This is a genomic window from Streptomyces sp. NPDC019443 (assembly GCF_044389785.1).
In the GTDB taxonomy this organism is placed as follows: Bacteria; Actinomycetota; Actinomycetes; order Streptomycetales; family Streptomycetaceae; genus Streptomyces.
This window is the reverse complement of sequence record NZ_JBIRYJ010000002.1, coordinates 582,659-601,450: the sequence shown is the minus strand read 5'-3', so window position 1 is coordinate 601,450 and position 18,792 is coordinate 582,659. Positions and strand designations below refer to the sequence as shown.

Sequence of the window (18,792 nt, the reverse complement as noted above, 5' to 3'; positions counted from 1 at the left end):
CCGTGAACACGCAACCCCCACTGCACAGCACCAGATTCAGACTCAGATCCAGAGCCGTCGCGGGACTGACCGCGCTGCTCCTCCCCCTGGCCGCCATGGTCGGCCTCGCCTCCCCCGCCGAGGCCGCCCCCTCGGCGACCGCCACCTACACCAAGGTCTCCGACTGGGGCACCGGCTTCGAAGGCAAGTGGACGGTGAAGAACACCGGCACCACATCGCTCAGTTCCTGGACCGTCGAGTGGGACTTCCCCTCGGGCACCGCGGTCACCTCCGCCTGGGACGCGGACGTCACCAGCTCCGGCACCCACTGGACCGCCAAGAACAAGTCGTACAACGGCACTCTCGCCGCGGGTGCATCCGTCTCCTTCGGCTTCAACGGCACCGGCTCCGGCGCCCCCTCCGGCTGCAAGCTCAACGGCGCCTCCTGCGACGGCGGCAGCGTCCCCGGCGACAACCCGCCGTCCGCCCCCGGCACCCCGAGCGCGTCCGACATCACCAACACCTCGGTGAAGCTGACCTGGACCGCCGCCACCGACGACAAGGGCATCAAGAACTACGACGTACTGCGTGACGGCGCCAAGATCGCGACGGTGACCGGCACGACGTACACGAACACCGGGCTGACCGCCGGTACCGACTACTCGTACGCCGTCCAGGCCCGTGACACCGCCGACCAGACAGGACCGGTCAGCGGCGCCCGCGCGGTGCGCACCACCGGCGGCACCAACCCCGACCCGGGCAGCAAGGTCAAGCTCGGCTACTTCACCGAGTGGGGCGTCTACGACCGCAACTACCACGTCAAGAATCTGGTCACCAGCGGCTCCGCCTCGAAGATCACGCACATCAACTACGCCTTCGGCAACGTCCAAGGCGGTAAGTGCACAGTCGGCGAGGCCTTCCCGGCGTACGAGAAGTCGTACACCGCCGACCAGAGCGTCGACGGCGTCGCCGACACCTGGGACCAGCCGCTGCGCGGAAACTTCAACCAGCTGAAGAAGCTCAAGGCGCAGTACCCGAACATCAAGGTGCTGTGGTCGTTCGGCGGCTGGACCTGGTCCGGCGGCTTCGGCCAGGCCGCGGCGAACCCGACGGCCTTCGCCCAGTCCTGCTACGACCTGGTCAACGACCCACGCTGGGCCGGGCTCTTCGACGGCATCGACCTGGACTGGGAGTACCCGAACGCCTGCGGTCTGTCCTGCGACACCAGCGGCGCCGCGTCCTTCAAGAACATGATGCAGGCGATGCGCGCCAAGTTCGGCAGCAAGCTCGTCACCGCGGCCATCACCGCGGACGCGTCCTCCGGCGGCAAGATCGACGCGGCCGACTACGCCGGCGCCGCCCAGTACGTGGACTTCTACAACGTGATGACGTACGACTTCTTCGGCGCCTGGGCCGCACAGGGCCCGACCGCCCCGCACTCCCCTCTCACCTCGTACTCCGGCATCCCGCAGCAGGGCTTCAACTCCGACGCGGCGATCCAGAAGCTCAAGGGCAAGGGGATCGCGGGCAGCAAGCTGAACCTGGGCATCGGCTTCTACGGCCGCGGCTGGACCGGCGTCACCCAGGCGGCGCCCGGCGGCTCGGCCACGGGACCGGCCCCCGGAAAGTACGAGCAGGGCATCGACGACTACAAGGAGCTCAAGACCAAGTGCCCCGCCACCGGCACCGTCGCCGGGACCGCCTACGCACACTGCGGCACGCAGTGGTGGAGCTATGACACCCCGGCCACCGTCAGCGGGAAGATGAACTACGTGAAGAGCCAGGGCCTCAAGGGCGCGTTCTTCTGGGAGTTCAGCGGCGACACCAGCAACGGCGAACTGGCGAACGCGATCAGCAGCGGTCTGCAGTAGCCGTACGGACGGCGAAGCCCCGGGAGAGCCTGACTCCCGGGGCTTCGCTGTGCGTCTTGCGTCTTGCGTCTTGCGTCTAGGCGACATTGACTCTCTGGCCGGGCGGCGCCGCCTCCAGCCAGGCGAGGAAGCCGGTCAGCGCGTCCTCGCTCATCGCCAGCTCCAGCCGTGTCCCCCGGTGCAGACAGCCCAGCACCACCGCGTCGGAGAGCAGCGCCAGCTCCTCCTCGCCCTCGGGAGTGCGGCGCGCGATGACCTCGATCGCCGAGCGCTCCAGGACACGCCGCGGGCGGGGGGCGTACGAGAAGACCCGGAACCACATGATCCGGTCACCGCTGTAGCGGGCGACGCCATACACCCAGCCCTTGCCGGAGAGGTCGGTCTCCTCCGGGACATTCCAGCGCAGACTGCAGTCGAAGGTGCCGCCAGAGCGCTGGATCAGCCGCCGTCGCAGTCCGAAGACAAACAGCCCGACCGCGACCAGTGTGACGACAACCAGGCCGCTCACAAGCAGAGCGAGGAACATCTCCACCGACCTCCTCGCATCGTTTTCGTCCTAGTCGCACACGCAATCCCACGTGCACCTGCATTGCCTCAGCCGCGGCACGGTCTGGAGAAATCCAGCCCGGGCCGCGGCTGAGACTGAGTCTGTCCGGGGAGCGACCCCCAGACCCCCGAAGGGAATGTCAGCGGGGTGCTCAGTGCACCGCCACCGCACGCAGCCGGACATCGGCGCGCCGCTCGGCGGCGTCGTCGTCGTCCGACTTGGCGCGCTCCAGCGCACGCTCCGCGCGCTGGGCATCGATCTCGTCCGCCAGCTCGGCGATCTCCGCCAGCAGGGACAGCTTGTTGTCGGCGAACGAGATGAAACCGCCGTGCACAGCGGCGACGACGGTCCCGCCCTCGCTCGTACGGATGGTCACCGGGCCCGACTCCAGCACACCGAGCAGCGGCTGGTGACCGGGCATGACGCCGATGTCGCCGGACGTGGTGCGCGCGACGACCAGGGTGGCCTCGCCGGACCAGACACTGCGGTCCGCGGCGACCAGCTCGACATGCAGCTCAGCAGCCAAGGGTGGCTCCTCGGGTCACCACCCGGCACAACTGCCGGGTGTTGGGTCAATTCTAGTAGGCGTACGAAGGGGGGCAGGACGCACCCGCCCCCCTTCACGAGTCAGCAGACTCAGGAGACGCCGAGCTCCTTGGCGTTGGCCTTGAGGTCCTCAATGCCACCGCACATGAAGAACGCCTGCTCGGGGAAGTGGTCGTACTCACCGTCGCAGATCGAGTTGAACGCGGCGATCGACTCCTCGAGCGGCACGTCCGAACCGTCCACGCCGGTGAACTGCTTGGCGACGTGAGTGTTCTGCGACAGGAAGCGCTCGACGCGACGGGCACGGTGGACAACAAGCTTGTCCTCCTCGCCCAGCTCGTCGATACCGAGGATCGCAATGATGTCCTGGAGGTCCTTGTACTTCTGCAGGATTCCCTTGACGCGCGTGGCGGCGTCGTAGTGGTCCTGCGCGATGTAGCGCGGGTCCAGGATCCGGGACGTGGAGTCCAGCGGGTCCACGGCCGGGTAGATGCCCTTCTCGGAGATCGGACGGGACAGAACCGTCGTCGCGTCGAGGTGGGCGAAGGTGGTGGCCGGGGCCGGGTCGGTCAGGTCGTCCGCGGGGACGTAGATCGCCTGCATCGAGGTGATCGAGTGACCACGCGTCGAGGTGATGCGCTCCTGCAGGATGCCCATCTCGTCGGCCAGGTTCGGCTGGTAACCCACCGCGGACGGCATACGGCCGAGCAGGGTGGACACCTCGGAGCCGGCCTGGGTGAACCGGAAGATGTTGTCGATGAAGAGCAGCACGTCCTGCTTCTGCACATCGCGGAAGTACTCCGCCATGGTCAGAGCGGACAGGGCGACGCGCAGACGGGTGCCCGGGGGCTCGTCCATCTGACCGAAGACAAGCGCCGTCTTGTCGATGACGCCGGACTCGGTCATCTCCTCGATGAGGTCGTTGCCCTCACGGGTACGCTCACCGACGCCCGCGAACACCGACACACCCTCGTGCAGGTTGGCGACGCGGTAGATCATTTCCTGGATCAGAACGGTCTTGCCGACACCGGCACCACCGAACAGACCGATCTTTCCACCCTTGACGTACGGGGTGAGAAGGTCGATGACCTTGACGCCGGTCTCGAACATCTCGGTCTTGGACTCGAGCTGGTCGAAGGCCGGTGCCTTGCGGTGGATCGGCCAGCGCTCGGTCACCTCGGCGTCGGCTCCGGAGGCGTTCAGCACCTCACCGAGCGTGTTGAACACCTTGCCCTTGGTGACGTCCCCGACGGGAACGGTGATGCCGTTGCCGGTGTCGGTCACCGTGGCCTGGCGGACCAGACCGTCGGTGGGCTGCATCGAGATCGCACGGACCAGGCCTTCACCCAGGTGCTGGGCGACTTCGAGGGTCAGCGTCTTGAGCTTGCCGTCCTCGGCCGGGTCAGCGACCTGGACCGTCAGCGCGTTGTAGATCTCCGGCATCGCGTCGACGGGGAACTCCACGTCGACGACCGGGCCGATCACCCGGGCGACGCGGCCCGTGGCGGCGGCCGTCTCAACTGTCGTCGTCATTACTTGTCACTCCCCGCGGTCGCGTCGGCCAGGGCGCTGGCGCCACCGACGATCTCGCTGATTTCCTGGGTGATTTCGGCCTGGCGGGCCGCGTTGGCAAGCCGGGAGAGGCTCTTGATGAGGTCCCCGGCGTTGTCGGTCGCCGACTTCATCGCGCGGCGGGTGGCAGCGTGCTTGGAAGCAGCGGCCTGGAGCAGCGCGTTGTAGATCCGGCTCTCGACGTAGCGCGGCAGCAGGGCGTCGAGGACGTCCTCCGCCGACGGCTCGAAGTCGAACAGCGGAAGGATCTCGCCCTTGGTGCGGGACTCTTCCGCGGCCTTCTCGAGGCTGAGCGGCAGCAGCCGGTTCTGCACCGGCGTCTGCGTCAGCATCGAGACGAACTCGGTGAAGACGATGTGGAGCTCGTCCACGCCGCCCTCGGCCGTGTCCTGCTGGACGGCCGCGATCAGCGGTCCTGCGACCTTCTTGGCGTCGGCGTAGGTCGGGTTGTCGGTGAAGCCGGTCCACGACTCCGTGACCTTGCGCTCACGGAAGCCGTAGTACGAGACACCCTTGCGGCCGACGATGTACGTGTCGACCTCCTTGCCCTCGCCGCGGAGCCGCTCGGTGAGCTGCTCCGCCGCCTTGATGGCGTTGGCCGAGTAGCCGCCGGCCAGGCCGCGGTCGCTCGTGATGAGCAGGATCGCGGCGCGGACCGGAGCGTCCACCTCGGTGGTGAGGGCGTGCTTGGTGTTCGACCCCGTCGCCACCGCGGTCACCGCGCGGGTGAGCTCGGTCGCGTACGGAGTGGAGGCCGCCACCTGGCGCTGCGCCTTGACGATGCGCGAGGCGGCGATCATCTCCATCGCCTTGGTGATCTTCTTGGTCGCGGTGACGGATTTGATGCGACGCTTGTAGACCCGGAGCTGGGCTCCCATGAGTCAGGTCCCTTCCGTCGTCACTTGGCCGTGCTGACCGGCGCGTCTTCGCCCAGAAGCTTGCCGTCCGAGGTCTCGAACTGACGCTTGAAGGCGGTGATCGCGTCCGCGACGGACTGCAGCGTGTCGTCCGACATCTTGCCGCCCTCGGCGATGCTGGTCAGCAGCTCCTTGCGCTCACGGCGCAGGTGCTCGAGCAGCTCGGACTCGAAGCGACGGATGTCCTGGACCGGGACGTCGTCCATCTTGCCGGTGGTACCGGCCCAGACGGAGACGACCTGCTCCTCGATGGGCATGGGCTGGTACTGAGCCTGCTTGAGCAGCTCGACCATGCGCTTGCCGCGCTCCATCTGCGCCTTGGAGGCCGCGTCCAGGTCGGAACCGAAGGCGGCGAACGCCTCCAGCTCGCGGTACTGGGCGAGGTCCACACGAAGCCGACCGGAGACCTGCTTCATGGCCTTGTGCTGGGCGGAGCCACCGACACGGGAGACCGAGATACCGACGTTCAGGGCCGGACGCTGGCCGGCGTTGAACAGGTCGGACTCCAGGAAGCACTGGCCGTCGGTGATGGAGATGACGTTGGTCGGGATGAACGCCGACACGTCGTTCGCCTTGGTCTCGACGATCGGGAGGCCCGTCATCGAACCGGCGCCCATCTCGTCCGACAGCTTCGCGCAGCGCTCCAGCAGACGCGAGTGCAGGTAGAAGACGTCACCCGGGTAGGCCTCACGGCCCGGCGGGCGGCGCAGCAGCAGGGAAACGGCGCGGTAGGCGTCGGCCTGCTTCGAGAGGTCGTCGAAGATGATCAGGACGTGCTTGCCCTGGTACATCCAGTGCTGGCCGATGGCCGAACCGGTGTACGGCGCCAGGTACTTGAAGCCGGCGGGGTCGGACGCCGGGGCGGCGACGATCGTCGTGTACTCGAGGGCGCCGGCCTCCTCCAGCGCACCGCGCACGGACGCGATGGTGGAGCCCTTCTGGCCGATGGCGACGTAGATGCAGCGGACCTGCTTCTTCGGGTCGCCCGAGCGCCAGTTGTCGCGCTGGTTGATGATCGTGTCGACGGCCAGAGCGGTCTTGCCGGTCTGACGGTCGCCAATGATCAGCTGACGCTGGCCGCGGCCGATCGGCACCATGGCGTCGACGGCCTTGTAGCCGGTCTGCATCGGCTCGTGCACCGACTTACGGACCATGACGCCCGGTGCCTGCAGCTCGAGGGCGCGGCGGCTGTCGGTCGCGATCTCGCCGAGGCCGTCGATCGGGTTGCCGAGCGGGTCGACAACGCGGCCGAGGTAGCCCTCGCCGACGCCGACGGAGAGAACCTCACCAGTGCGCTGCACCGGCTGTCCCTCCTCGATACCGCTGAACTCACCGAGGACGACGCAACCAATCTCGCGCTCCTCGAGGTTGAGGGCGAGACCGAGGGTGCCGTCCTCGAACTTCAGCAGCTCGTTCGCCATGGCCGAGGGAAGACCCTCGACCTTCGCGATGCCGTCGCCGGCAACGCTGACCGTACCGACCTCCTCGCGCGAGGCCGCGTCCGGCTGGTACGACTGGACAAAGTTCTCCAGCGCGTCCCGGATCTCCTCCGGCCGGATCGTGAGCTCCGCCATCTGGGTTCCCTGCTCTCCTTGTTGGGCCCGAAGTTTCTTAAGGGGTCTGGGGGCCGACCCCCAGGAATCTTCTGCAATCTCTGCACGGCCCAACCGGGCCGCTCGTACTGCTGTGTTCAGTTGGTGGCTGGTCAGCCGGCGATGCGACGAGTCGCCTCGTCGAAACGGTCCGCGATGGTGCCGTTGATCATCTCGTCGCCGACGCGCACCGAGATCCCGCCGAGGACCTCGGGGTCCACGTCGAGGTTGAGGTGCATCTCACGGCCGTAGATCCGCGCGAGGCTCGCGCCGAGGCGCTGCTTCTGCTGATCGGTCAGCGGCACCGCCGAGGTGACGACCGCGACCATCCGGTCCCGGCGCGCCGCGGCGAGCTTGGACAGGGACTCGAGTCCCGCTTCCAGGCTACGTCCCCGGGGCTGGGTAACAAGACGGACAACCAGACGCTCGGTGACCGGGTTGGCCTTCCCGCCGAGCAGGCTGCGCAGCAGCTCGCCCTTGGCGGACGCCGGAGCCGACTTGTCGGTCAGCGCGGACCGCAGCTCGGGGCTGGAGTCGATGATCCGGCCGAACCGGAACAGCTCGTCCTCGACGTTGTCGAGCGCGTCGGCCCGCTGGGCCACGGTGAGGTCGGCGGTGGCCGCCAGCTCCTCGACCGAGTCGACCAGGTCGCGCGACTGCGACCAGCGGGAACGCACCATGCCGGAGATCAGGTCGACGGTCTCGCCGCCCACCTGACCGGCCAGCAGGCGTCCCACCAGCTCGGCCTTGGCCTCACCGGCCTGCGCCGGGTCGGTCAGGACCCGACGCAGCGACACCTCACGGTGGAGCAGCGTGGTGACGGCGGCGAGCTCCTCGGCGAGCTTGGCGACGTCGACCGACGTGTTGTCGGTCAGCGCGTCAAGGGACTCGCGTGCGGCAGCCAGCGCCTCGCGGCTCGCTCCGTTCATCGCGCGGCCTCGGCCTTCGAAGCGCTGTCCTCGAGTTCATCGAGGAAGCGGTCGATGGTACGGCTCTGCCGGGCGTGGTCCTCGAGGGACTCACCGACGAGCTTGCCGGCCAGGACGGTGGCGAGCTTGCCCACGTCCTGACGCAGCGCCGCAGCCGCTGCCTTGCGGTCGGCCTCGATCTGGGCGTGGCCGGCCGCGATGATCTCCTCACGCTGCCGCTGGCCTTCCGCCTTCATCTCCTGGATGATCGCGGTGCCCTGCTCGGTCGCCTCCTGGCGCATCCGGGCGGCCTCGTGGCGGGCCTCGGCGAGCTGAGCCTTGTACTGCTCGAGCACGCTCTCGGCCTCGATCTTGGCCGCATCGGCCTTCTCGATGCCACCCTCGATGGCCTCGCGGCGCTCTTCCAGAACCCTGTTGATGTTCGGGAGGAGCTTCTTGGCGAGGAAGCCGAAGACGATGGCGAAGGCGATCAGGCCGATGACGAGCTCGTCGAGATGCGGGATGAGAGGAGGCTGGGGCTCCTCCGCCGCCGCAAGGAACAGAGCGTTCACATCAGTGCCTTCCGTGAAAATGATCGGGCTGTCGTCGATACCGGATTAGTAGACGAAGCCCATGACGATGCCGATGAGGGCGAGCGCCTCACAGAAGGCGAAACCCATGATCTGGTTGGTACGGATCAGACCGGCCGCCTCGGGCTGACGGGCCAGGGCCTGGGTGCCGTTTCCGAAGATGATGCCGACGCCGACGCCGGGGCCGATCGCAGCGAGGCCGTAACCGATCGAGGCAACGTTACCTTCGACAGCGGCGAGGGTCTGGAGAGCGGACATGCCGGTTCTTCCTTCTCTTTCAAGGACCCGGTGGGGGTTGGCCACCGGAGGACTGGTTGTAGTGAGCGGGTGGGGCTTGCTCAGTGGTGCTCGGCGAGCGCGCCCTGGATGTAGCTGCAGGCCAGGAGGACGAAGACGTACGCCTGGACAGCCTGGATGAAGAGTTCGAAGCCGGTCATCACGACGGCCATCACAAAGGACGTGCCGGCGTAGACGAGGCCGATGCCGTTCGCCAGGTACCAGGTCGCGATCGCGAACATCGCGATCAGCAGGTGACCCGCGAACATGTTCGCGAAGAGCCGGACCGCGTGGGTGAAGGGCCGGATGATCATGTTCGAGAAGAACTCGAGTACGACGACCAGCGGGAGGATGGCACCGAGCGACTTGTCGTAGCCGGTGATGTTCTTCCAGCCGCCGACGAAACCGTGCTTCTTGAAGGTGAGGCTGACCCACACGACGTAGACGATCAGGGCGAGCGCCGCGGGGAACGCGATGAGCGAAGTCACCGGGAACTGGGCGAGCGGAATGATCGACCAGAGGTTCAGCATCCATACGAAGAAGAACAGTGAGACCATCAGCGGGACGTACTTCTCGCCGTCCTTCTTGCCGATGATTTCGTAGACGATTCCGCGCCGTACGAACTCGTACCCGGCCTCACCGACCATCTGGAGCTTGCCCGGCACCAGCTTCGGCTTGTGGAAGGCGGCCCAGAAGAATCCGACGACCACGGCCGAGCCCAGGAACGCGAGCAGCATCGGCTTGGTGAATTCGAAGCCGGCCACCTTGAACATGGGCTCGTACATGAACGTGTGCAGGCCCGGAGCTGGGAATCCGCATCCGGTGAAGATGTGGCAGCTCGCGTCAAAGGCAAGCGTTTGGTCAGCACTCACCGCGGGCTCCTTCAGCGTGGCGCATAGGTACGGCAACCTCGTTGTGTCGGCGCGGCGCGCAGCCGCGGTTCGGCACTGGACTGGTGGTCTTACAGATGTGGGGGCGGCGGTTCGGCGTCGAGCCTCGCGCTGGGACAGGCGTCAGCTCGGATGCCCGCGCCCGCAGTGCCGCAGTTGGCTTCGGACGATAGCAGGATCCCGAACTGGCTTTTATCCCGGCCCTACCCGTCATGACGACGACCCCGTCTTCTCGGGCTTTTCGGCCTTCGAGGACTCGGGGTCGACGTAGAGGATCTTTGCCTTCAGGTAGGCACGGGCCTGTGCGGATACCCAGACGACGGTCACCGCGACGATGGTGATGGCGAAGACCTTGGGGTTGAACAGGGTGGTGTCCTTGAACACCGCCATGAAGATGAAGAGCAGCAGCAACTGCGCGGTATAGAGCATCAGCCCCATGGCCTGGAACAGCTGCGGAAGCGATTTGGCCGTCCGCTGGAGCACGACCATTCCGATCCCCATGAAGAGGATGACCACCAGGGTGCCGACGGCCGCCCCGAGCGCTCCCTTTCCACCGGCGACACCCGCACTGATCGCAACGGCGACAGCGCCGGCGACAGCTGTGGGTACGGCGGTGTACAGGAGAGTCCGGACGTCGTTGGACGGCATGGCGGCAGCTCCGCTTGCTGGTGGGGGCAGTGGTGTCGTCATGGACGAGCGTAATCCCGGTCCGAGTTGTGCCTCGGGGCCAAGGGACCGTCGCACTACGGTCCTTCGGCGCTGTCTCCGGGTCTCGTGAACCGTATCACAAACTATTTGAATAGGTCTTTACCCAGAGAGTGTGCCAACCATCACACATGAGAGTTACCGCGCGCGTGTGTGCAGGACAAGCGGGCGGTATGTCTGCTATTAGGCGGCCATACGGTGACTCGTCAGCCGCGCGTCCCGGCCTTCCTTCGGTCCGGGAACCGCGAACGGGGGCCGATGGCGGTCGCCCCGTTGACGCCCGCCGGGACCGGGGTGAGCTCCTCGGGGACCTCTTCGGCCTGCTCCCCCGCTCTGTACGAGAGCGGAGGCACCGTCTGGGGCAGCGTCTTGCGGCGCCGGTAGCGCGGCGGCACGAAGGCCTCCGCCCAGCGCGGGGCGCGCGGGGTGAAGCGCGGCAGCAACAGAAGCACCAGGCCCACCGCGCTCAGCGCGACGATGAGCATCACGATCCACATCGACGCCGAATGCACGGAGTACGCGACGACGCCGAAGGCGATCAGCGCCGACCAGAAGTACATGATCAGGACTGCGCGGCTGTGCGAGTGTCCGATCTCCAGGAGCCGGTGGTGGAGATGGCCGCGGTCGGCGGCGAACGGCGACTGTCCGTTCCAGGTACGGCGCACGATGGCGAGCACCAGGTCGGCGACCGGGATCGCGATGATGGTCAGCGGCAGCAGCAGCGGGATGAAGACCGGCAGCGCCGCGTGCGTGGCCTGGCGGGTGCTGCCTTCGAAGATCTTCAGGGCGTCCGGGTCCACCTGGCCGGTCACCGAGATCGCCGCCGCCGCGAGCACCAGGCCGATCAGCATCGAGCCCGAGTCGCCCATGAAGATCCGGGCGGGATGCATGTTGTGCGGCAGGAAGCCCAGGCACATGCCCATCAGGATCGCGGTGAAAAGGGTCGCGGGGGCGGCCGCCTCGATCATGTACCCGAACCAGATCCGGTACGAGTAGAGGAAGAAGGCCGCGGCGGCGATGCAGACCATGCCGGCGGCGAGGCCGTCCAGGCCGTCCACGAAGTTCACCGCGTTGATGGTGATGACGACGAGCGCGACTGTCAGCAGGGTGCCCTGCCAGGAGGTCAGCGAGACCGTGCCGATGCCGGGGACGGGGATCCACAGGATCGTCAGACCCTGCATCACCATCACACCCGCGGCGATCATCTGGCCGCCGAGCTTGATCAGGGCGTCGATCTCGAACTTGTCGTCCAGGACGCCGATGATCCAGATCAGGGCGGCGCCGGAGAGCAGCGCGCGCGGTTCGTTCGACAGCTCGAAGACGCTGTTCAGATTCTGCAGGTGATCGGCGACCAGAAGTCCCGCGCACAGCCCGAAGAACATGGCGATGCCGCCGAGTCGCGGTGTCGGCTCTCGGTGTACATCGCGGGCGCGGATCTCCGGCATCGCTCCAGTCGCGATGGCGAACTTCCGCACCGGACCGGTCAGCAGATAGGTCACCGCAGCCGTGACACAGAGCGTAAGCAGGTAATCACGCACGGGCTGCCCCACAGGAATCGCTGGCCATCTCAGCCCCACACCCTAGCTCTGGTAGCCACATGCTTGAGGACATTCGGGTGGCGGCGATGGTTGCAAGAGTTCGCGACTACCTCGGATAAGGGGGAAATCTACCGGCCAGCGCGCGTACTTCCGTACGTACCTTCAGCGCCTCCTCCCCCTCTTCACGCATCGCCGCCGTGAACAGCGCGGCGATGCGTCTCATCTCGGCCTCGCCCATGCCCTGCGTGGTGATGGCCGCGGAGCCAAGTCGGATGCCGCGGCCGTCGCCGTACGGCAGGGCGCAGGTGTCGAGGACCAGTCCGGCCGCGGCGAGACGGCCGCGGGCCGTCCTGCCGTCCACGCCGAGCGGGGCCGGATCCGCGCTGATCAGATGGGTGTCGGTGCCGCCGGTCAGCACCGCGAAGCCTTCGGCCTCGAGCTCGTCGGCGAGCACCCGGGCATTGGCGACCACCTGATGGGCGTACGCCGTGAACGCGGGGGTCGCCGCCTCGCCGAAGGCGACGGCCTTGGCGGCGATCGTGTGCATCTGGGCGCCGCCCTGAGTGAACGGAAAGACCGCCCGGTCGATGCGCTCGGCCAGCTCCGCCCCGCAAAGGATCATCCCGCCGCGCGGCCCGCGCAGCACCTTGTGTGTGGTGGCGCACACCACATCGGCGAACGGCACGGGACTGGGGGCCGCGCCGCCCGCGATCAGACCCATCGGGTGGGCGGCATCCGCGATGAGATACGCGCCTACGTCGTCCGCGATCTCGCGGAAGGTGGCGTAGTCGGGGTGGCGGGGGTAGGAAATCGAGCCGCAGACGATGGCTTTGGGCCGGTGATGCCGGGCGAGGGTGCTCACCTGGTCGTAGTCGATGAGGCCGGACTCCGCCTCGACGCCGTATCCGACGAAGTCGAACCAGCGGCCGGAGAAGTTGGCGGGCGAGCCGTGGGTGAGATGACCGCCGTACGTCAGGCCCATGGCGAGCACGGTGTCACCGGGCTTGAGCAGCGCAGCGTATGCCGCGAGGACGGCGGAGGAGCCGGAGTGCGACTGCACGTTGGCGTGGTCGGCGCCGAACAGGGCGGTGGCGCGCTCGACGGCGATCCGCTCGGCGGCGTCGACGAGCTCACAGCCGCCGTGGTGCCGAGCACCGGGATAGCCCTCGGCGTACTTGTTGGCGAGCGGGGAGCCGAGAGCGGCGAGGACTGCGGGTGAGGTGAAGTTCTCGGCGGCGATGAGCTGAAGGCTGTCGCTCTGGCGTCCCAACTCACCCAGGATCACTTCGGCGATCTCGGGGTCCTGGCGGCGCAGGGCGTCGAAGTCCGCGTAAGCCGCGGGGGCGGCGGCGGTAGGTGCAGTGCTGACCGGCATGGTGGGCTCCGGGCCTCGCGCGTGGGGTTGCGGCCCCTCCAATGTAGGCCGGGGTCCGGCGGCCTGCCCGGTGTCCGGGGGATCTTTCTTTCCCCACCCCGCCCCTTCCCATAACTGTGGGTTTCGCCCCCAGACTCCCGTACGCCCTTCGGGCGTTGTCCTCAATCTCCCCCAGACTTCGTCCGGGGGGACCCCCAACGGGCTCCATCGGAGCCCTCCGTCGATTGAGGAGGGGGGCGCGGGGCGGAGCCCCGGTCAGGGCCGAATGTTCAGCCCCGCCGGCGTTTTGAGGCGCGGGGTCTGGGGCGGAGCCCCAGTCCGGGAAGGGGCGGGGTGAGGCAGGCCCCCGCAGGGGCTCAGCGGCGGGCCGGGACTCCCGTCAGCGCCGTCACCACAGGATCCAGCGCCTGGTTGATCTCGTCCCCGATCGATCGGAAGAACGTGATCGGCGCACCGTACGGGTCGTACACCTCATCCGCGTCCGGGCTCGGCGCAAGCAGCCAGCCCCGCAGCGCCGCCGCAGCGCGCACCAGGGCGCGGGCGCGTTCGACGACGCCCTCGTCGCGCGGGTCGGGCAGCGTCGCCGGGTCTATGGCGCGCACCAGCCGGGTGAACTCCTTGAGCGTGAAGGTCCGCAGGCCCGCCGAATGGCCCATCGAGATCACCTGCGCCCGGTGGTCCCTGGTCGCCGTGAGGACCAGATCCGCGCGGATCACATGCTCGTCGAGCAGCTCGCGGCCCACGAAACCCGTCGCGTCCGCGCCGAAGTCGGCCAGGACGATCTCCGCGTTGGCTTCCATCGGGGCGCCCTCGTGACCCCAGGTGCCCGCGCTCTCCACGATCAGGCCGCCCGTGAGCCCATCGCCGAGGCGGTCGCTCAGGGCATGGCGGGTCAGCCGCTCGGTGATCGGCGAGCGGCAGACATTGCCGGTGCTGACGTGGAGGATGCGGAAGGCGGAGGTGCTTCCTCCAGACTCCGTCCGGGGGGACCCCCAGGATTCCGCTATGCCACGCCCCTCAGGGGCGGTCAATTGGCCACCTCGAGGTCGGGTACGACTTTGCGCAGCTCGTCCGGTGAGAGCGCTCCCTCGCGCAGCAGCACCGGGACCTTGCCCGTGACGTCGACGATCGAGGACGGCACGTTGCCCGGGGTCGGGCCGCCGTCCAGGTAGACCGAGACCGAGTCGCCGAGCATCTCCTGCGCGGCGTCGCAGTCCTCGGGCGCAGGGTGCCCGGTGAGGTTGGCGCTGGAGACCGCCATCGGGCCGACCTCGGTGAGCAGCTCGATCGCGACCGGGTGCAGCGGCATCCGGATCGCGACGGTGCCCCGGGTGTCGCCCAGGTCCCACTGCAGTGACGGCTGGTGCTTGGCGACCAGCGTCAGCGCACCCGGCCAGAAGGCGTCGACAAGCTCCCAGGCCTGCTCGGAGAAGTCGGTGACCAGGCCGTGCAGGGTGTTCGGGGATCCGATGAGGACAGGCGTGGGCATATTGCGGCCGCGCCCCTTGGCTTCCAGCAGGTCGGCGACGGCCTCGGAACCGAAGGCGTCCGCACCGATCCCGTACACGGTGTCGGTGGGCAGCACGACCAGCTCGCCGCGGCGGACGGCCGATGCGGCTTCACGCAGACCGGTGGTGCGATCCGTCGCGTCGTTGCAGTCGTATCGCCGAGCCATCAGCGGGCCTCCTCGTACATGGACACGTACACAAGCTTGGTCATGGCGTTGCCTTGCGCGCGGTCGCGAAGCGCGGCCGCTTGTTCAGGTCGGGGTGGTCGGCCGCGTCCGCCCAGCCCGCCTCTTCGCTGAAGATCCACGGCACCTGGCCGCCCTGCGTGTCGGCGTGCTCGACGACGACGAGGCCGCCGGGCCGCAGCAGCCGGTGGGCGGTGCGCTCGATGCCACGAATCGTGTCCAGGCCGTCCTCGCCGGAGAACAGAGCCATGTCCGGGTCGTGGTCGCGAGCCTCGGGGGCGACATACTCCCACTCCGTGAGCGGGATGTACGGCGGATTCGAGATGACCAGGTCGACCTGCCCGTCCAGCTCAGGAAGCGCGGACAGGGCGTCGCCCTGGTGAATGGTGACGCGCGAGCCCTCGGCGTTCTTACGGGTCCACCTCAGCGCGTCCTCGGAGAGCTCCACGCCGTGCACCCGCGAGCGCGGCACCTCCTGCGCCATGGCGAGCGCGATGGCCCCGGATCCCGTACACAGATCGACGATGAGCGGCTCGACGACATCCATGGCCCGTACGGCGTCTATGGCCCAGCCGACGACCGACTCGGTCTCCGGGCGGGGCACGAAGACGCCGGGCCCGACCTGGAGCTCCAGAAAGCGGAAGAAAGTGCGCCCGGTGATGTGCTGGAGCGGTTCGCGGGCCTCGCGGCGGGCGACCGCCTCCCAGTAGCGGGCGTCGAAGTCACCGTCCGGGACGTTGTGCAGCTCTCCCCGCTTCACGCCGTGCACGAACGCGGCGAGCTCCTCCGCGTCGAAGCGTGGTGAGGGCACGCCGGCGTCGGCCAGCCGCTGGGTGGCCTGGGCCACCTCGGCAAGCAGCAGGTTCACCTTGGTCCTCCGGGACTGCAGGGGGTTGTTGCAGGGGGTGTTACTGGGCGTCGGCGAGCTTGGCGGCGGAGTCGGCGTCGACACAGGCCTGGATCACCGCGTCCAGATCACCGTCGAGCACCTGGTCCAAGTTGTACGCCTTGAAGCCGACACGGTGGTCCGAGATGCGGTTTTCCGGGAAGTTGTACGTACGGATCTTCTCCGAGCGGTCAACTGTGCGGACCTGGCTGCGCCTGGCACTCGCGGCTTCCTTCTCGGCCTCCTCCTGGGCCGCGGCCAGCAGCCTGGAGCGCAGGATACGCATCGCCTGCTCCTTGTTCTGGAGCTGGCTCTTCTCGTTCTGGCAGGAGGCGACGATGCCGGTCGGCAGGTGCGTGATGCGCACCGCGGAGTCGGTGGTGTTGACGGACTGGCCGCCGGGGCCCGATGAGCGGTAGACGTCGATCCGCAGATCGTTGGCGTGGATCTCGACGTCGATCTCCTCCGCCTCGGGCGTGACCAGCACGCCGGCCGCCGAGGTGTGGATACGGCCCTGGGACTCGGTGGCGGGCACGCGCTGCACGCGGTGCACTCCGCCCTCGTACTTCATCCGCGCCCAGACGCCCTGCCCGGGCTCGGTCGCGCCGTTGCCGCCCTTGGTCTTCACCGCGACCTGGACATCCTTGTAGCCGCCGAGCTCGGACTCGGTGGCGTCGATGATCTCGGTCTTCCAGCCGACGCGCTCGGCGTAGCGCAGATACATCCGCAGCAGATCACCGGCGAACAGCGCCGACTCGTCGCCGCCGGCGCCCGCCTTGACCTCGAGGATGACGTCCTTGTCGTCGCTGGGGTCGCGCGGTACGAGCAGCAGCCGCAGCTTCTCGGTGAGCTCCTCGCGCTGCTTGTCGAGCTCCTTGACCTCGGCGGCGAAGTCCGGGTCGTCGGCGGCGAGTTCACGCGCGGTCTGGAGGTCGTCCCCGGTCTGCTTCCAGGAGCGGTACGTGCCGACGATCGGGGTCAGCTCGGCGTAGCGCTTGCCCAGCTTGCGCGCGTTCGCCTGGTCCGCGTGGACCGAAGGGTCGGCGAGCTTCTTCTCGAGATCGGCGTGTTCGCCGATCAGTTCCTCGACCGCCTCGAACATCGGGGGCTCCTGGGTTTGGTACGCGAAAAGGGGCTGCTCAGAACGGACAAAGCGCCGGCCTCGGCCACCCCCGGTCAGGGGCGGCCGAGGGCCGGCGCAGTGGCTCGCTACTTCTTGGCGGAGCCGGCAGCCTTGCCGAAGCGGGCCTCGAAGCGGGCCACACGGCCACCGGTGTCGAGGATCTTCTGCTTGCCCGTGTAGAACGGGTGGCACTCGGAGCAGACCTCGGCCCGGACGGTGCCGGACGCGATGGTGCTACGGGTGGTGAACGACGCGCCACAGGTGCAGCTGACCTGCGTCTCGACGTACTCGGGGTGGATGTCGCGCTTCAAGGGTGTCTCCTAGTTTCGGGAGGGCACCGGGTCGCACGCGCGGATTGCTCGTACGTGAACCGGGGCCGACGTACCAGTCTGCCAGGACCGGCCGTAACTCCCAAAACCGGGGTACCGCCGGAACTATTCCCCAGGGCGGGGCTCCCTAGCGGCTCCGGACGAACGTGCCGGCGTCGCCCTTGTCGCCCGCGGAGTCCTTGACGGCGGATGCGGGGATCGGTTTGTCCTGCGCCAGCGCCGTCCAGACCTGCTGGGACGCGGCCTTGAGCGGGACCACGCGGTTGGGATCCGCCGGGTCGTACTCCACCGGCATCGTGATCATGTGCACGTCCTGCGCACCGAGGCCGCTCAGCCCCCTGGCGAAGCTCATCAGCTCGTTGACGGAGTCAAGCTCGGAGTCGGGCTTGATCGCCTTGGTCGCGGTGTCGGCGATGTCGAGGAGCTTCTTCGGGTTGGTGAAGACGCCGACGTCCTTGACCTGATTGATGAAGGCCTTCATAAAGGCCTGCTGGAGCTGTATTCGGCCCAGGTCGCTGCCGTCGCCGACGCTCTTGCGGGTGCGTACGAGACCGAGCGACTGCTCCCCGTTGAGAGTGTGCGTGCCGGGCGGCAGGTCCAGATGGCTCTTGCTGTCGTCGATGGGCTTGGCGGTGGTGATCTCCACGCCGCCCAGCTCGTCGATGAGCTTCTTGAAGCCGGTGAAGTCGACCTCGATGTAGTGGTCCATGCGGATGCGGGACATCTTCTCGATGGTCTTCACCGCGCAGGCGGGGCCGCCGACCTCGTACGCCGTGTTGAACATGGCGCGCTTCTCGCCGGAGACGGTCTTGCCCTCCCCGTTCGCGCACTGGGGGCGGTCGACGAGGGTGTCACGCGGGATGGAGACGACACTGGCCTTCTTGTGGCCCTCGTAGACGTGCACGACCATCGCGGTGTCGGAGCGCGCAGCGCCTTCGTCCACGCCGTATTCGCCGTTGGCGCCGGAGCGGGAGTCGGAGCCCAGGACCAGAATGTCCATGGAGCCGTTGTCGACGTTCTGAGGGCGGTCGTCGCCGAGTGCGGCGTTGATGTCGACGCCCTGGAGGTTGCCGTTGAGCTTGAAGTAGCCGTAACCGAGACCGGATCCACCGACCAGCACCAGACCTGCGAGGGACCATCCGGCCACGGTCATGGCTCTGCGGCTCTTGGTGGGCGCTTTTCGGCGTTTGCCGCGGCTGCGTATTCGGCTGCCGCGGCTGCTCTGGTCGGCCATGGTCTCCTCGGCTCTCGCTGTTCCCGCTACCCCCTGCCGTGGTGATCAGGCGCGGTCTGTCGCACTTGTCCAGACGGCGAGGGAGCATGAAGGGTTGCACAGCAGCCTGAGAACTCCTTAAGAACGCGTTGCGCCCACCGTGCGGTGCACGGTGGGCGCGGCGTACTGCTTGCGGGGCCCGACTCTCCGTCCTCACCTGCGAGTTCGGCGGGCGGTGAGTC

The 18,792-nt window shown here is 67.9% G+C and carries 19 protein-coding genes; 1 reads left to right on the top strand and 18 read right to left on the bottom strand.

The features are described from left to right. The first annotated feature begins 2 nt into the window (after positions 1-2). Positions 3-1,850, top strand: a complete 1,848-nt coding sequence (locus ACH492_RS09060) for a glycosyl hydrolase family 18 protein (protein WP_398984343.1) — start codon at positions 3-5, stop codon at positions 1,848-1,850. Positions 1,851-1,926: 76 nt separating this feature from the next. Here the strand turns inward: ACH492_RS09060 and ACH492_RS09055 are convergent, their stop codons facing one another. The 18 genes from ACH492_RS09055 to ACH492_RS08970 all read right to left on the bottom strand — a co-directional run bounded on the left by ACH492_RS09055 (position 1,927) and on the right by ACH492_RS08970 (position 18,571). Continuing rightward, positions 1,927-2,376, bottom strand: coding sequence for a DUF2550 domain-containing protein (locus ACH492_RS09055; RefSeq protein WP_307661061.1), 450 nt, complete (start codon positions 2,374-2,376; stop codon positions 1,927-1,929). 172 nt (positions 2,377-2,548) lie between these two features. Further along, on the bottom strand, positions 2,549-2,923 hold the full coding sequence (locus ACH492_RS09050) for a F0F1 ATP synthase subunit epsilon (protein WP_398984341.1): 375 nt from the start codon (positions 2,921-2,923) through the stop codon (positions 2,549-2,551). 110 nt (positions 2,924-3,033) lie between these two features. Then, on the bottom strand, positions 3,034-4,476 hold the full coding sequence (atpD, locus tag ACH492_RS09045) for a F0F1 ATP synthase subunit beta (RefSeq protein ID WP_398984339.1): 1,443 nt from the start codon (positions 4,474-4,476) through the stop codon (positions 3,034-3,036). Next, positions 4,476-5,393, bottom strand: coding sequence for a F0F1 ATP synthase subunit gamma (locus tag ACH492_RS09040; protein ID WP_398984337.1), 918 nt, complete (start codon positions 5,391-5,393; stop codon positions 4,476-4,478). The genes atpD and ACH492_RS09040 overlap by 1 nt, the downstream gene beginning before the upstream one ends. 20 nt (positions 5,394-5,413) lie before the next feature. Then, the gene (atpA, locus tag ACH492_RS09035; RefSeq protein ID WP_398984335.1) at positions 5,414-7,006 is read right to left on the bottom strand and encodes a F0F1 ATP synthase subunit alpha; all 1,593 of its coding nucleotides are present in this window, start codon (positions 7,004-7,006) and stop codon (positions 5,414-5,416) included. A 131-nt stretch (positions 7,007-7,137) separates the two neighbouring features. After that, positions 7,138-7,953: a F0F1 ATP synthase subunit delta gene (locus tag ACH492_RS09030; protein WP_398984333.1), complete on the bottom strand. Its 816-nt coding sequence runs from the start codon at positions 7,951-7,953 to the stop codon at positions 7,138-7,140. After that, positions 7,950-8,504: a F0F1 ATP synthase subunit B gene (locus ACH492_RS09025; protein ID WP_398984332.1), complete on the bottom strand. Its 555-nt coding sequence runs from the start codon at positions 8,502-8,504 to the stop codon at positions 7,950-7,952. The genes ACH492_RS09030 and ACH492_RS09025 overlap by 4 nt, the downstream gene beginning before the upstream one ends. A 45-nt stretch (positions 8,505-8,549) precedes the next feature. Beyond that, entirely contained in the window at positions 8,550-8,780 is a 231-nt protein-coding gene (atpE, locus tag ACH492_RS09020) for an ATP synthase F0 subunit C (protein ID WP_137993321.1), read from the bottom strand. An 80-nt stretch (positions 8,781-8,860) separates the two neighbouring features. After that, positions 8,861-9,670, bottom strand: coding sequence for a F0F1 ATP synthase subunit A (gene atpB / locus ACH492_RS09015; RefSeq protein WP_398984330.1), 810 nt, complete (start codon positions 9,668-9,670; stop codon positions 8,861-8,863). Positions 9,671-9,898: 228 nt separating this feature from the next. Beyond that, positions 9,899-10,336 carry a hypothetical protein gene (locus ACH492_RS09010; protein ID WP_398984328.1) on the bottom strand — a complete coding sequence of 146 codons (438 nt, stop codon included), beginning with the start codon at positions 10,334-10,336 and terminating at the stop codon, positions 9,899-9,901. Positions 10,337-10,599: 263 nt separating this feature from the next. Next, positions 10,600-11,931, bottom strand: a complete 1,332-nt coding sequence (locus tag ACH492_RS09005) for an MraY family glycosyltransferase (RefSeq protein ID WP_398984326.1) — start codon at positions 11,929-11,931, stop codon at positions 10,600-10,602. A 106-nt stretch (positions 11,932-12,037) separates the two neighbouring features. Next, a complete protein-coding gene (gene glyA, locus ACH492_RS09000) occupies positions 12,038-13,306 on the bottom strand; it encodes a serine hydroxymethyltransferase (RefSeq protein ID WP_398984324.1) in 1,269 nt (422 codons plus the stop codon). A gap of 356 nt (positions 13,307-13,662) precedes the next feature. After that, the gene (locus tag ACH492_RS08995) at positions 13,663-14,337 is read right to left on the bottom strand and encodes a protein-tyrosine-phosphatase (RefSeq protein WP_398984322.1); all 675 of its coding nucleotides are present in this window, start codon (positions 14,335-14,337) and stop codon (positions 13,663-13,665) included. Continuing rightward, positions 14,334-14,981 carry an L-threonylcarbamoyladenylate synthase gene (locus tag ACH492_RS08990; protein ID WP_307661071.1) on the bottom strand — a complete coding sequence of 216 codons (648 nt, stop codon included), beginning with the start codon at positions 14,979-14,981 and terminating at the stop codon, positions 14,334-14,336. Before ACH492_RS08990 ends, ACH492_RS08995 begins: the two co-directional genes overlap by 4 nt. 40 nt (positions 14,982-15,021) lie before the next feature. Then, entirely contained in the window at positions 15,022-15,867 is an 846-nt protein-coding gene (prmC, locus tag ACH492_RS08985) for a peptide chain release factor N(5)-glutamine methyltransferase (RefSeq protein ID WP_398984320.1), read from the bottom strand. A 40-nt stretch (positions 15,868-15,907) separates the two neighbouring features. Further along, on the bottom strand, positions 15,908-16,987 hold the full coding sequence (gene prfA / locus ACH492_RS08980; protein ID WP_398984318.1) for a peptide chain release factor 1: 1,080 nt from the start codon (positions 16,985-16,987) through the stop codon (positions 15,908-15,910). Between the two features lie 107 nt (positions 16,988-17,094). Next, a complete protein-coding gene (gene rpmE, locus ACH492_RS08975) occupies positions 17,095-17,319 on the bottom strand; it encodes a 50S ribosomal protein L31 (RefSeq protein WP_307661074.1) in 225 nt (74 codons plus the stop codon). Between the two features lie 145 nt (positions 17,320-17,464). Beyond that, complete coding sequence (locus ACH492_RS08970; protein WP_398984316.1) at positions 17,465-18,571, bottom strand: LCP family protein; 1,107 nt, start codon at positions 18,569-18,571, stop codon at positions 17,465-17,467. Positions 18,572-18,792: the final 221 nt, after the last annotated feature.

Excerpts from the sequence above, each read along its gene's own strand:
- ACH492_RS09010 (WP_398984328.1), bottom strand. The coding sequence starts at position 10,336 with ATGCCGTCCAACGACGTCCGGACTCTCCTGTACACCGCCGTACCCACA.
- atpE (WP_137993321.1), bottom strand. The coding sequence starts at position 8,780 with ATGTCCGCTCTCCAGACCCTCGCCGCTGTCGAAGGTAACGTTGCCTCG.
- ACH492_RS08990 (WP_307661071.1), bottom strand. The coding sequence starts at position 14,981 with ATGGCTCGGCGATACGACTGCAACGACGCGACGGATCGCACCACCGGT.
- atpD (WP_398984339.1), bottom strand. The coding sequence starts at position 4,476 with ATGACGACGACAGTTGAGACGGCCGCCGCCACGGGCCGCGTCGCCCGG.
- prfA (WP_398984318.1), bottom strand. The coding sequence starts at position 16,987 with ATGTTCGAGGCGGTCGAGGAACTGATCGGCGAACACGCCGATCTCGAG.
- atpA (WP_398984335.1), bottom strand. The coding sequence starts at position 7,006 with ATGGCGGAGCTCACGATCCGGCCGGAGGAGATCCGGGACGCGCTGGAG.
- ACH492_RS09030 (WP_398984333.1), bottom strand. The coding sequence starts at position 7,953 with ATGAACGGAGCGAGCCGCGAGGCGCTGGCTGCCGCACGCGAGTCCCTT.
- glyA (WP_398984324.1), bottom strand. The coding sequence starts at position 13,306 with ATGCCGGTCAGCACTGCACCTACCGCCGCCGCCCCCGCGGCTTACGCG.
- ACH492_RS09055 (WP_307661061.1), bottom strand. The coding sequence starts at position 2,376 with ATGTTCCTCGCTCTGCTTGTGAGCGGCCTGGTTGTCGTCACACTGGTC.
- ACH492_RS08970 (WP_398984316.1), bottom strand. The coding sequence starts at position 18,571 with ATGGCCGACCAGAGCAGCCGCGGCAGCCGAATACGCAGCCGCGGCAAA.
- ACH492_RS09040 (WP_398984337.1), bottom strand. The coding sequence starts at position 5,393 with ATGGGAGCCCAGCTCCGGGTCTACAAGCGTCGCATCAAATCCGTCACC.